The 13,333-nt window shown below is 61.3% G+C and carries 11 protein-coding genes; 5 read left to right on the plus strand and 6 right to left on the minus strand.

Annotated features, from left to right (window positions below; all coding sequences use genetic code 11):
* Positions 1 to 2: 2 nt before the first annotated feature.
* Both ACP7DE_RS08575 and ACP7DE_RS08580 read right to left on the minus strand, forming a co-directional pair.
* A complete protein-coding gene (locus ACP7DE_RS08575) occupies positions 3 to 629 on the minus strand; it encodes a chemotaxis protein CheC (protein ID WP_426071690.1) in 627 nt (208 codons plus the stop codon).
* A 2-nt stretch (positions 630 to 631) separates the two neighbouring features.
* Complete coding sequence (locus ACP7DE_RS08580) at positions 632 to 1,000, minus strand: response regulator (protein ID WP_426071691.1); 369 nt, start codon at positions 998 to 1,000, stop codon at positions 632 to 634.
* A gap of 206 nt (positions 1,001 to 1,206) precedes the next feature.
* Here ACP7DE_RS08580 and rpiA point away from each other — a divergent pair, with 206 nt between their 5' ends.
* Positions 1,207 to 1,884: a ribose-5-phosphate isomerase RpiA gene (gene rpiA, locus ACP7DE_RS08585; RefSeq protein WP_426071692.1), complete on the plus strand. Its 678-nt coding sequence runs from the start codon at positions 1,207 to 1,209 to the stop codon at positions 1,882 to 1,884.
* A gap of 36 nt (positions 1,885 to 1,920) precedes the next feature.
* On the opposite strand, the gene ACP7DE_RS08590 is transcribed toward rpiA, so the two are convergent.
* Complete coding sequence (locus ACP7DE_RS08590) at positions 1,921 to 2,445, minus strand: DUF6622 family protein (protein ID WP_426071693.1); 525 nt, start codon at positions 2,443 to 2,445, stop codon at positions 1,921 to 1,923.
* Between the two features lie 183 nt (positions 2,446 to 2,628).
* On the minus strand, positions 2,629 to 2,901 hold the full coding sequence (locus tag ACP7DE_RS08595; protein WP_034750797.1) for an oxidative damage protection protein: 273 nt from the start codon (positions 2,899 to 2,901) through the stop codon (positions 2,629 to 2,631).
* Between the two features lie 220 nt (positions 2,902 to 3,121).
* Between ACP7DE_RS08595 and kdsA the strand changes: the two genes are divergently transcribed.
* Complete coding sequence (gene kdsA, locus ACP7DE_RS08600; protein ID WP_426071694.1) at positions 3,122 to 3,967, plus strand: 3-deoxy-8-phosphooctulonate synthase; 846 nt, start codon at positions 3,122 to 3,124, stop codon at positions 3,965 to 3,967.
* A 47-nt stretch (positions 3,968 to 4,014) separates the two neighbouring features.
* On the opposite strand, the gene argA is transcribed toward kdsA, so the two are convergent.
* Positions 4,015 to 5,325: an amino-acid N-acetyltransferase gene (argA, locus tag ACP7DE_RS08605; protein ID WP_046685875.1), complete on the minus strand. Its 1,311-nt coding sequence runs from the start codon at positions 5,323 to 5,325 to the stop codon at positions 4,015 to 4,017.
* A 56-nt stretch (positions 5,326 to 5,381) separates the two neighbouring features.
* Here argA and hrpA point away from each other — a divergent pair, with 56 nt between their 5' ends.
* Entirely contained in the window at positions 5,382 to 9,593 is a 4,212-nt protein-coding gene (hrpA, locus tag ACP7DE_RS08610; protein WP_426071695.1) for an ATP-dependent RNA helicase HrpA, read from the plus strand.
* A gap of 83 nt (positions 9,594 to 9,676) precedes the next feature.
* Here the strand turns inward: hrpA and ACP7DE_RS08615 are convergent, their stop codons facing one another.
* Positions 9,677 to 10,273, minus strand: coding sequence for a PRC-barrel domain-containing protein (locus ACP7DE_RS08615; protein ID WP_426071696.1), 597 nt, complete (start codon positions 10,271 to 10,273; stop codon positions 9,677 to 9,679).
* Between the two features lie 237 nt (positions 10,274 to 10,510).
* Between ACP7DE_RS08615 and ACP7DE_RS08620 the strand changes: the two genes are divergently transcribed.
* Together ACP7DE_RS08620 and ACP7DE_RS08625 are read left to right on the plus strand one after the other, a co-directional pair.
* Positions 10,511 to 11,725 (plus strand): extracellular catalytic domain type 1 short-chain-length polyhydroxyalkanoate depolymerase, encoded by a 1,215-nt coding sequence (locus ACP7DE_RS08620; RefSeq protein ID WP_426071697.1) that lies wholly within the window; start codon positions 10,511 to 10,513, stop codon positions 11,723 to 11,725.
* Positions 11,726 to 12,042: 317 nt separating this feature from the next.
* Positions 12,043 to 13,257 (plus strand): MFS transporter, encoded by a 1,215-nt coding sequence (locus ACP7DE_RS08625; protein WP_426071698.1) that lies wholly within the window; start codon positions 12,043 to 12,045, stop codon positions 13,255 to 13,257.
* The last annotated feature ends 76 nt before the right edge of the window (positions 13,258 to 13,333 follow it).

Raw genomic sequence — 13,333 nt, forward strand, 5'->3', positions numbered from 1 at the left:
CGTCACGCCTGTCCCAGGACCTTGGCCAGATAGTGGCTGACCTGCTGTTTCAGGTCGTGCAAGGCGGACAGGTCGAGCACGAAGGCGACATAGCCGTGAATTTGGTGCTTGGACAGCACGAAGTCGATATGCAGCATCAGCACGACGGCCTCGTCATCGCGGCCGCCGAACGAGGAGAGGATTTCCGCGCTGGTGCCCACATGGTACAGGGGCAGCGAACCATGCAGTTCGCTATCGAACAGGTTGGCCAGCGTGCCCACGCAGGAATTGAGGATGATGTTGCCGATTTCGCTCATCGCCTCCTGTTCCATCTCCGTCAGTTCCTGCAGCGGCATGGCATCGCCCACCATCAGGCGCACGATTTCCAGGCTCTTGTCTTCCGGGAACATCAGGATGGCTTCGGTGGCGAAGGCGCCATCGTAATGCTGGCTGACGCCGCAGATGCGTTCGCCATCCTTCTTGCTGCCCAGCAGGGAGGCCGCGTCGGCACGGTTCAGGAACGTGATCGACGGCACCGACATGGTCACTTCTTCATTGACGATCTCGCTCATCGCGGCGGCAGCATGGCCCACCCCGATATTGAATATCTCTACCAGGGCATCGTTTTCGAGTTCGGAGAGATTGATCATGCTCACAGTCCCAGTGATTCGATCAATTGATGGATGCGGGTTTCCGTGATGGGTTTTTCCATGAAGCCCACGCCGAGTTCGCTGGCGCGGTTGCGGATGGCGTTTTGCACATTCGCCGTGACAAGAATGATGTGCGTTTGCGGACACAGCACGCGCAATTGTTCCGCTGCCGCCACGCCGCCCATGCCGGGCATGTTGACATCCAGTAATATCAGGACAGGGGTGACTGTCTTGACTTTTTCCAGGGCTTCTTCACCCGTCGCCGCCTCAATCACCTGCCAGTCGGCATGTTTGCTAAGGATGAACTGATGCGACATCAAACGTGAAACCCGGCTGTCATCGACAACAAGTACCTGTTTACTGTGATTCATTTGCTATTCCTGAAACGTCATATCGGGCTATCGTTCCATTTTCGCATATTTTAAAGGGCATAGAGAGTAATTGGGTGTGAAATTGCCCTGGAGCAAGGTTTTTCCATTTACCTGTTGTATCAAATCGAATCGGCGCTCATCATGGCCGGCTGGCCAGACTGGCAATCCGTTAAAATAGCGCCATTCCCCACTTTAGCCTGAATGTCATGACCCAAGACGAATTGAAGCAAGCCGTAGCCCGCGCGGCCATTGATTACGTAGTCGATGGTGAAATCATCGGTGTCGGCACTGGTTCCACCGCCAATTTTTTCATCGATGAACTGGCCAAGATCAAGGACCGCATCAAAGGCACGGTCGCATCGTCCGAAGCGACGGCCGCGCGCCTGGCAGGCCATGGCATTGCCGTGTTCGACTTGAACGACGTCGAGTCGATCGCCGTCTACATCGACGGCGCCGATGAAATCACGGCCAGCGGCGCCATGATCAAGGGCGGCGGTGCGGCATTGACGCGTGAAAAGATCGTGGCTTCCGTGGCGAAACAGTTCGTCTGCATCGCCGATGGCTCCAAATTGGTCGATACCCTGGGCGCCTTCCCGCTGCCGGTGGAAGTGGTACCGATGGCGCGCGCCGCCGTATCGCGCCAGCTGATCGCGCTGGGCGGCACGCCCCGCTTGCGCCTGAAGGCTGGCAGCACGGAAGCGTTCATTACCGACAACGGTGGCGAAATCATCGACGTGCTGGGCTTGCAGATCGCCGATCCGGTGGCGCTGGAACAGCAGATCAACCAGATCGTCGGCGTCATCGCCGTCGGCCTGTTCGCCGTGCGCGGCGCCAATGTTTGCCTGCTGGGCATGCCGGAAGGCGTGCGTACCCTGGCATACTAAGATGCTCGCCGGCAGTTGCCGGCGTTTGCACCTGTCTTACACGGCGGCCCCTTGCGGGCCGCTTGTCATGTACGCCTGACGGTATACGGCCACGGTGCGCAGCAAGCCACCCAAAAAGATGCCGCTGAAGCCACCGTAGGCGAGGCAGACAGGCACGCTGAAGCTGGTCGCATGGGCATAGGCCGGGGCGATGGTCAGGGTCACGGCGACCGCATATTTCATGCAAAAAATGCTCATCATCAAGATCAACGGCACCCAGCTGCCGGGATGCTGCACGCTGGCCCGCTCGGGAATGACGGTTATCTTGCGCGGATCGGCCAGCGACCACGCCAGCGCCGCACCGGCCAGGGCGCCGGCGGCCCAGGCGAATGGCGCCATGCCCGCTAAGCCGAAACTGCCGTACACGCCGCTCAGGGACAGGGCCAGCATGACCAGGGGAATGATGCACAGCTTGCGCAAGCTCACTTCACGCGCGCGGCTGGCCAGCACGCCGCGGTACACGAGGAAGCCCAGGATGGCCCAGACGTAGAGGGGAGTGTGGCTGAAGATTTGCTGCAACATGGTGTCCGCCTTGGAATGAGGTTGTCGATGGACGTACTGTGTCAGCCGGCGGCGTGGGCGGCGAGCGATGTGCGACGAAACGGGAAAGGTCTGCCGTGAAACAGCGTCAGGCGGCGTGAAGCGGGAAGGCGGGACGGAAGGCTGCCCGTGGCGCGTCGGCCACGGGCATTCAAGGCGAAAAACTTATTCCGTTGGTGGAACGTAGCCCATGGCCGCATCGGCGCCATCGCCGAAGAAATGTTTTTCCATCTGCGTGGCCAGGTATTTGCGGGCACGCGCGTCGGCCAGGTTTAGGCGATTTTCATTGACCAGCATGGTCTGGTGCTTGAGCCAGGCGGCCCACGCTTCTTTCGACACCGATTCGTAAATTTTCTTGCCCAGTTCGCCCGGGTACGGTGGGAAATCCAGTCCTTCGGCTTCCTTGTTGAGTTTGATGCAGTGGATCGTGCGGGCCATCAGTGCTCCTGAATCAATGTAGAGATAAAACGTGATTATAAGGCACTTTGCGCCTGCCCTCGCGGGGCCGTCACGGCCAGCTTGCATGGCGTTTATCGTGCCCTTGCGCTGGATCAAATTTGATCTGTGCCGCCCTAGCTAGTAAGATGCCTTATCGCGCCAACCGCTGGCTGCGCCTTGTCCAAGTAAGTAGTAGCAATTAACTAATATGGAATTCTCTATGACCTCAGTGAAAGTCAATGGCATCGACGTCAGCAATGAAGGCAGCTTCGTGCTGTTTGGCGGCATCAACGTACTCGAATCGCGCGATCTCGCCATGCGCGCCTGCGAAGAATATGTGCGTGTGACGCAAAAACTGGGCATTCCCTATGTGTTCAAGGCCAGCTTCGACAAGGCCAACCGTTCTTCCATCCATTCCTACCGCGGCCCTGGCCTGGAAGAAGGCATGCGCATCTTCCAGGATGTGAAGGCGGCGTTCGGCGTGCCCGTGATTACCGACGTGCATGAGCCATGGCAGGCGCAGCAGGTGGCCGAAGTGGTCGACGTGCTGCAACTGCCCGCCTTCCTGGCGCGCCAGACGGACCTCGTCGTGGCCCTGGCGAAAACCGGTAAAGTCATCAACATCAAGAAGCCGCAATTTTTGAGCCCTGGCCAGATGGCCAATATCGTCGAGAAATTCAAGGAAGCGGGTAACGAGCAATTGATCCTGTGTGACCGTGGCACCTGCCTCGGCTATGACAACCTGGTGGTCGACATGCTGGGCTTTGGCGTGATGAAAAAGACGTGCGACGACTTGCCCATCATTTTTGACGTCACGCACGCCCTGCAGCAGCGCGACCCCGGCGGCGCCGCTTCGGGCGGCCGCCGCCAGCAAGTGGCGGACCTGGCCCGCGCCGGCCTGGCCGTCGGCATCGCCGGCCTGTTCCTGGAAGCCCATCCTGATCCTGACAACGCCCGCTGCGACGGCCCCAGCGCCCTGCCACTGGACCAGCTGGAACCATTCCTGGCGCAATTGAAGGCGCTCGATGACCTGGTCAAATCGTTCGCTCCGCTGAATATCAAGTAATAAAATTCAAGCAATAAAAAATCCCGGCATGCCGGGATTTTTCATTTTTACAGTGTCTTGATGAGCACTTGCGATTTACGTTGCCAGTTATACATATGCTGACGGTCCTTCGGCAAATCGTCGACGGTGGCCGGCACGAAGCCCCGCTTCTTGAACCAGTGCGAGGTGCGCGTGGTCAGTACGAACAGTTTGTTCAGGCCGGCGGCGCGCGCGCGGTTTTCCATGTGTTTCAGGATGCGCTCGCCATCGCCCTGGGCTTGCACTTCCGGGTTGACGGTCAAACATGCCATTTCCGCCATCTTTTGCGCGGGGAAGGGGTACAGGGCGGCGCAGCCGAAGATCACGCCATCATGCTCGATGACGGAGAAATAATCGATTTCGCGCTCGATCAGCTCGCGGCCCCGCTTGACGAGGGTGCCGTCCGCTTCCAGCGGTTCGATCAGTTTGATGATGCCGCCCACGTCTTCGATGGTGGCCTGGCGCAGGCTTTCCAGGTTTTCATGGCTGATCATGGTGCCCACGCCATCATGGGTAAACAATTCCAGCAGGGCCGAACCGTCCATCGAGAAGGGTACGATGTGCGAGCGCTCGACGCCGTTGTGGCAGGCCTTGACACAATGTTTCAGGTAGAACGCCGTGGCATCCGGCAAGAAACCGGCCATCAGCACGGCTTCGGCCTGGTGCGACGACAGTTCGCGGATTTCCACGCCCGTGGCGTCTTCCATCATCGGCGTTTCCGTGATGAAAATCAGTTTGTCCGCATGCAGGGCGATGGCGGCGCTGCAAGCCACGTCTTCCATGGTCAGGTTGAACGCTTCGCCGGTCGGCGAGAAGCCCAGCGGCGAGAGCAGCACCAGGCCGTCCGAACCGAGGATGGAGTGGATGGTTTCGGCGTCGACCTTGCGCGTGATGCCCGTCAGTTCCAGGTCCACGCCATCGATCACGCCCAGCGGGCGTGCCGTGATGAAGTTGCCGGAAATGATACGGATGGCCGCATGCGACATGGGCGTGTTCGGCAAGCCCTGGCTGAACGCGGCCTCGATATCGAGGCGCAGCTCGCCGGCCGCTTCCTTCGCGCATTCCAGCGCGGCGATGTCCGTGATGCGCACGCCGTTGTGAAAGCGGCCTTCGACGTTACGCAAGGCCAGTTGTTCCGCCACTTGCGGCCGCGAGCCGTAGACGACGGTGACATTGATGTCCAGCGCATGCAGCAGAGACAAATCATGGGCCAGCACCTGCAGCGCCCCGGCGCTGACGAGTTCACCGGGGAAGGCGACCACGAAGGTCTTGCCGCGAAAGGCGTGGATGTAGGGCGCGACGGAGCGCAGCCATTGGACGAATTGGGTAGGGTTTTCCATTAAGCGCATTATAATTCGCTGCGCGATGTGCGCGCTTAAAATACCTGTAAAAAACAATGTCTTCAGCCAGCAATAAGTCTTCCCCTCCTTCCATCGTTGCAAATGTGCCCGCCAGCGGGGATGTTTCCACGCCTGTCGCCACGCCTGCGCAGGGCCGCCAGCGTCCGCCCGTGAGCCAGCAAAGGCAGCAGCCGCCGCGCACGGAACAGCAGAAACAGCAACAGCAGCAGCGCGCGGGTGAGGGCAAGGCCCAGGCCGCGCGCCCGTCGCGCGAGGGGCAGGAAAGCCGCGAAAGCCGTGATACGGCCCGCGCCGCGCGCGAGGCGGAAAAAGCCTTCCGCAATCCGCTGCCACCGATTACCTATCCGGAAGACTTGCCCGTCTCGGGCCGGCGCGCTGAAATCGCCAAGGCGCTGACGGAAAACCAGGTCATCATCGTCTCGGGCGAGACGGGTTCCGGCAAGACGACGCAATTGCCGAAGATTTGCCTGGAACTGGGACGTGGCCAGAAGGGCATGATCGGCCACACGCAGCCGCGGCGTATCGCCGCTTCCTCGACGGCCAAGCGCATCGCGCAGGAACTCGGTACGCCTCTGGGCGAAACCGTGGGTTTCAAGGTGCGCTTTACCGATACCCTGAGCCGTGGCGCGTCCGTCAAGTTGATGACGGACGGTATCTTGCTGGCCGAGACGCAGACCGACCCGTTGTTGAAAAATTACGACACCATCATCATCGATGAGGCGCATGAACGCAGCCTGAACATCGATTTCCTGCTTGGCTATCTGAAACAGCTGCTGCCGCGCCGGCCTGACCTGAAAATCATCATCACCTCGGCCACCATCGATGCGGAACGCTTTTCGCGCCATTTCGGCACGCCGGAAAAACCCGCGCCCGTGATCGAAGTGTCGGGTCGTCTGTACCAGGTGGAAGTGCGCTACCGTCCCGTGGAGCGCGAGCAGGTAGCCATGCCAGGTTCGGGCGCGAATGTCGGTTCGGGAACAGACCGGCCGGGCCAGCGCACCGCCGCTGCGCGCGAAAAGCGCGACTTGATGGATGCCGTCGTCGATGGCGTGGAAGAGCTGTGCCGCATCGGCTCGGGCGACGTGCTGGTATTCTTGCCCGGTGAGCGCGAAATCCGCGACTGCGCCGAAGCGCTGCGCAAGCACCATCCGCCGCACGTGGAAATATTACCGCTGTTCGCGCGCCTGTCGGCCGAAGAGCAGGAACGCGTCTTCAAGACCAGCAATGCGCGCCGCATCGTGCTGGCCACCAACGTGGCGGAAACCTCGCTGACCGTGCCCGGCATCCGCTACGTGGTCGACGCGGGCCTGGCGCGGGTCAAACGCTACAGCTACCGCAACAAGGTGGAGCAGTTGCAGGTCGAGCCGATCGCCCAGTCGGCCGCCAACCAGCGCGCCGGACGTTGCGGCCGCGTGGCCGATGGCGTCTGCATCCGTTTGTACGAAGAGCAGGATTATCTGCTGCGGCCGAAATTCACGGAGCCGGAAATCCTGCGTTCTTCGCTGGCCGCCGTCATCCTGCGCATGAAATCCTTGCATCTGACGGACGTGGAAACCTTCCCCTTCATCGAGCCGCCGCTGGCGCGCGCGGTGGCTGACGGTTACCAGCTGCTGCAGGAACTGGGCGCCGTCGACGAGGTCAACCAGCTCACGCCACTGGGCAACAAGCTGGCCAAGCTGCCGCTGGACCCGCGCGTGGGCCGCATGATTTTGGCCGCGCTCGATAACGCCTGCCTGACGGAAGTGTTGATCGTTGCCTCGGCCCTGTCCGTGCAAGATCCGCGCGACCGCCCGATGGAGCACCAGCAGGCGGCCGACGAGGCGCACAAGAAGTTTGCCGATGAAAAGTCGGAATTCCTCAGTTACCTGAAAATCTGGCGCTGGTTCGAGTCTGCCATCGAGCACAAGAAAACCAACCGCCAGCTGCAAGACAATTGCCGCACGAATTTCCTGTCGCAGATGCGCCTGCGCGAATGGCGCGACGTGCATTCGCAGCTACTGACCATCGTCAAGGAACAGGGCTGGCGCCTGAACGAAGCGCCGGCTACCTACGACAACCTGCACATGGCTTTGCTGACCGGTTTGCTGGGCAATATCGGTTTCAAGGGCGAGGATGAGCCGGGCGCAGGCTATCTGGGCGCGCGCGGCATCAAGTTCCACATCTGGCCAGGTTCCTCGCTGCTGAAAAAGCCGGGCAAGTGGATCATGGCGGCCGAACTGGTCGACACGACGCGGCTGTACGCGCGATGCGTGGCGCAGATCCAGCCCGAATGGCTGGAAAAAGTCGGCGAGCATTTGCTAAAGAAATCCTGGGGCGAGCCGCGCTGGGAAAAACGCTCGGCGCAAGTGACGGCGTCGGAACGCGCGACTTTGTATGGCCTGGTGGTGTACAGCCAGCGCCGCATCAATTACGGCAATTTCAATTTGCCGGAAGCGCGCGAAATCTTCATCCGCGACGCGCTGGTCGGTGGCGACTTCGATACGCGCGCGCCATTCTTTGCGCACAATCACAAGCTGATCAAGGACATCGAAAACCTCGAACACAAATCGCGCCGCCTGGATGTGCTGGTCGACGATGAACTGATCGCCGCCTTCTACGACAAGCTGCTGCCGGCGGACGTGTGCAATGGCGCCGGTTTCGAAAAATGGCACAAGGATGTCACGCGCGAAAACCCGAAGCTGCTGTATTTGAACCGCGAAGAGCTGATGCGCCACGAGGCGGCCGGCGTGACCACCGACCTGTTCCCGAAAACCATGTCCGTGACGGGCCTGGAAATGGGGCTCACATACCACTTCGAGCCGGGCAGCGTGCGCGATGGCGTGACCTTGAGCGTGCCCCTGTATGCGCTGAACCAGTTGCCGCGCGAGCGCTGCGAATGGCTGGTGCCGGGCATGCTGAAGGAAAAAGTGCATCTGTTGCTGAAATCCTTGCCGCAAAAGCTGCGCCGCCACTGCGTGCCGCTGCCCGATTACGCGGCCAAATTCTGCGAGCGCGTGCACGAGGCGGGCGTGTTTGGCCGCGGTGACCTGATCGACGCCATCATCGCAGACATCCGCACGCAGATCACGATCAATGTGCTGACGACGGACTTCAAGCCGGAAACCCTGCCTGCCCATCACTTCATGAATTTCAAGGTGATCGACGAGCATGGCCGCCAGCTGGACATGGGCCGCAACCTGGCCACCCTGCAGGCGGAGTTCGGTGGCCAGGCGCGCCAGAGTTTCCAGAAGCTGGCCGAAGTGTCGGGCGTCTCCGGCACGGGTACGCCTGCTGCCCGTGTGGCGGGCGCGCAAGTGGCGTCGCGGCTGCAAGCGCAAGCGCAGGGCGCGAACGCCGCGCCAGCCAAGGGCGCAGCCGCTACAGCAACGCCGGCTTCCGTCAATGCCACTGTGTCGCAGCACATGGGCTTGACGGGCTGGACCTTTGGCGAGTTGCCGGAATTGCTGGAAATCGTGCAGGGCAAGCTGACACTGATCGGTTTCCCTGCGCTGGTCGACAAGGGCACGCATTGCGACCTGGAAGTGTTTGACGACCCGACGGTAGCTGCCCGCACGCACAAGATCGGTTTGCGCCGCCTGTTCGCGCTGCAAATGAAGGAGCAGATCAAGTACGTCGAGAAAAGCATCCCTGGTTTACAGCAGATGGGCATGCAATTCATGGCCCTGGGGTCGCAGGAAGAGTTGCGCGAGCAAATCATCAACAAGGCGCTCGATATTGCTTGCTTGCAAGATCCGCTGCCGCTGGACGCCGCCTCGTTTGCCAAGCGTCAGGCGGAGGGCAAGTCGCGCCTGGTCCTGCTGGTAAATGAAATTGCCCGTTTGCTGTCGCAAGTGCTGACGGAATTCCACGGCTTGCCCAAGCGCTTGCAGAATATTCCCGCAGCAGCGGCGGCCGATATCCAGTCGCAACTGCAGGGACTCGTGCATAAACGCTTCCTGACGGAAAACGAGTACACGCAGCTGGCGCACTTCCCTCGTTATTTGAAGGCGATCAATGTGCGCCTGGAAAAGCTGCGCGCCGACCCCGCGCGCGACACCAAGTTGATGGCCGAATGGCAATCGGCGGCCGCACCATACTTGCGTCAGGCCAAGGACCGCCAGGCGGGCAAGAATACGGACCCGAAACTGGTCGAGTTCCGCTGGATGCTTGAAGAACTGCGCGTGTCCCTGTTTGCGCAGGAATTGCGCACGCCGATGCCAGTTTCTGCCAAGCGCTTGCAAAAAGTATGGGAGTCGATGCAACGCTAGGTTTTTCTCCTCTGTAGCGTAGGTCGGATTAGCGGGGCCGCCGAGGTGGGGCGGTGTCGCTGGTGGTGTCGCATTACGCGCTATTAATCTGACCTACGTTCATCCAGCTCATCATCGCTGAGCGAGGAACGCGAGCCCACGTCGCCCTGGCTGCTGCCCGTGCCGGCGCGGCTGCCGCTCATGGAGGTGCCGGACATGCTGCCGTCGCTGCCTGATTGCAAACTGGCGCCCCTGCGCAGGTCGCTGCTGGATGGCATGTGGCTGCCCGCCATGGCGCCGCTGCCGTAGCGCCTGCCGCTGCCATAGAACGCTTCCATCTGTTGGTTCCACGCATCGCTACCCATGTCGGGCCAGTTGTTCTTGTCGAAGCCGGGTGCGTCTTTCAGCTGTTTTTTTTCCACGTTGAGCAGGAAGCGCTTGTTGACGGGGTCCAGGGTCAGGTGTTCCCAAGGGACGGCAAACAGCTTGTCGCCCATGCCCAGGATGCCGCCGAAGGACAGTACGGCATAGGCGATCTGGCCGGTGCTCATGTCGAGCATGATTTCCTTGATGTCGCCCAGTTCCTCGTCGCTGTGATTGTAGACATCGTCGCCGAGCAGGGTGTCGGCCCCCATCAAGGCCGGCCCCGGGCCGTCGTGGTTGCGGTATATGCCCAGGATGTCGCGGTCCAGATAGCTCATGGTGTTCTCTCCTCGTGAAGTGCTGATCGAGTCCCCAGATTACGCATGCACATAAGGTCGCGTTTGATCTGCCTCAATGGTGTCTGCGGCACTTTTATCGGTGTGCAAACGTACGGTGTTGTCCGCCAATTGCGGTACTCTATGCGTTCTACGGAGGAGGCCGCACATGCTGACGATGCAACGATGCAGTGAGATGAACTTGCGCTACGCTCCACAACGACACGCGCGCCGCTTGCCATGGTGAAGCCCGCCACCAAATGGCTGCGTGGGCTATTGCGCGCCGGTAAGGCGCAGCAGCGCACGGCGAACAGGCTGGCCAAGGTGCTGTTCGGGCCCGTGCCAGCCAAGCCCAAGCCTCGCAAGGCCGTGAGCAAGGTCGTGAGCAAAATCGGCGCCAAGGCAGTGGCGAAAACCGTCGCCAAGCCGCGCGCCAGGCCCGCCAGCGATGCCGTGCCCTCGCTGGCGCCGTTCGCCACGCCTCTGTCGCCCCCGCGCGTGCGCAAGCGAACAGCGTCCCCGCCGGGCAAGTGGCTGGCCGCCCACTATGCGCCGTTGCCGGAACTGGGGCAGTTGCCGGGCCGGCGCCTGCCATATTTTCTGTACCTGCCCGAGAAGGCGCCGAGCGCCGCCATGCGCAGCCGGGGCCGGCCGCTGCTGGTGATGCTGCACGGCTGCGAGCAGAGCGCCACGCAGTTTGCCGAAGGCACGCGCATGAACCGCCTGGCCGAGCGCAAGGGCTATGCCGTGCTGTATCCGCAGCAATCGTTGCGTTCGCATGCGCGCCGCTGCTGGAAGTGGTACGACAAGCTGACGCAGGAGGGCGGCGGCGACGTGCGTCTGATCGTCGGCGCCATCGAGCAGGTGGCGGCCCGCTATGCGATCGACCGCGCGCGCATTTATATCTGCGGCATTTCCGCCGGTGCCGGCATGGCGCATATCGTGGCCCTGAACCATCCTCATTTGTTTGCCGCGCTGGGCCTGCATTCCGGACCCGTGTTTGGCGCCGGGCATAATCTGATCGGCGCGCTGCAGGTGATGCAGCATGGCGCTGCCGCCCGTGCCGACGCGGCCATCGATGAAGTGCTGGCGCGCCAGCCCGCGTTTCCCCGCCTGCCCACCATCCTGCTGCAAGGGCAGGCCGACAAGGTGGTGCGGCCCATTAACCAGACGCAACTGGTGCGCCAGAGCGTGCGCGTCAACCGCATGCCAGCCGATACGCTGGTGACGGCGCAGCGTCTGCCTGGCGGTGCGGCGAGCGGACGCAACCCGGCGCATGCGTATGCCTTGCACGATTATCAGGTGGGCAAGGATGTGCTGCTGCGCGTGGCGCAGGTCGAGCACCTTGAACACGCGTGGAGCGGTGGCGACGCCAGTCTGCCGTTCAACGACAAGGCAAAGCCCGACGCCAGCAAGATGCTGCTCGATTTCTTCGCCAGCCACCACCGCCGATAAGCCACCGTGCCGCGCCGCAACGTCGCTGCAGGCACTGGTACGCACCGTTCCTCTGTTACCCGCAGCGCTGGCCGTGCCGCCGCTCGGCCGCGCCAGCGCGCCTGTCGCGCCCTTTTCAACTCCGCCACCGAATGCCGGCCTACCCTCGATTTCTCATGAGTGGTATTGCTGCGGTATTTAAAAATCACAAAAATAGGCGCTAAAAATACTAACTGGTATACAATTGGTACACGTTTTCAGTGTGTATCGTGTCCGCCGTCCCATGCCCCGACGGTAGACATGCACTGACGGCAGCCACCCACGTTACGGAACGCGCCATGTCCATCAAGTCCAGGCAGTTGTTGTGGTTTTTTGCGTTTTTCCTCGTCTTTGAACTGAATATCTATCTGTCGAACGATATGATCATGCCGGCGATGCTGGGCATCGTCGACGAGTTCCAGGCGGAGAAAAAATTCGTTCCCTTGTCCCTGAGCCTGTATCTGCTGGGCGGCAGCTCGCTGCAGATTTTCCTGGGTCCGCTGGCCGACTGCATCGGCAAGCGCAAACTCGTGCTGACTGGCAATGCCTTGTTCTTGCTGGCCACGCTGGCGGTGCCGTTTGCCGCTTCGATCGAGCAATTTCTCGCTCTGCGTTTCATCCAGGGCATGGGCTGCTGCTTCATCTTCGTCGGCTATGCCATGATCCATGAACTGTTCGATGACATGGCGGCCGTCAAGCTCAGCAGCATTTTGTCGAGCACCACCATCCTCGCGCCCCTGGCCGGCCCCATCCTTGGCAGCGCCATCATCAGCCGGCTGGACTGGCGCTACGTGTTTTTCCTTTCCGGCCTGCTGGCGCTGCTGTCCTTGCTGGGCCTGTTCAAGACCATGCCGCGCGCGGCGCCGACACAGCCGCGCCTGGATGGCCGCGCCATCGTGCGCAGCTATATCGCCATTTTCAGCAACGGGCGCTTCATGTTCGGCATGTTCACGGCCGGGCTTGCCACCGTGCCGCTGACGGCCTGGATCGGCTTTTCGCCCATCTTCGTGCTGCAGGAGATGGGCGCCTCCTATGCCACCTATATCGCGCTGCAATGCGTGATTTTGTCCGGTTTTGTGCTCAGCAGCATCGCTATCCAGCGCCTGCGGCAGGATTTCCCGCTCGTGCATCTGCTGCGCCTGGGCGGGCTGATCGCGGCCGCCGGCATGCTGGGCGCCGGCGCGGGCCGCCATCACGTCGATGTATTTGCGGCGTGCATGTTTGTCTATTCCATCGGCTTCGGCCTGTTCAATGGCGCCCTGATCCGCAGCGCGCTCACGGCCAGCAAGGAATCGATGACACTGACGACGGCCGCCATGAGCTTGCTGTACTGCATTTATTTGTCGGCCTGGCTGCAGCTGTACAACGTGCTGTGCCAGCGCTTCGGCTATGCGTTGGAAACGTATGCGCTGCTGAATATCCCCGTCATCGTGGTCATCGCCGCCTGCCTGCTGCTGTTTACGCGGGGCATGGCGGGGCGCCGGGAAAGCGAGGTGCGGCTGGCCCGGCACTGATGGCGCAACGATGCGCATGTTCTCGACCTTGTTTTACCTCCTGCGACGTTTACTGACACTCTCCTGCGGAAGATGG

This window comes from Janthinobacterium sp. DSP2-3-3, assembly GCF_049897325.1.
Classification (GTDB): domain Bacteria; phylum Pseudomonadota; class Gammaproteobacteria; order Burkholderiales; family Burkholderiaceae_D; genus Janthinobacterium.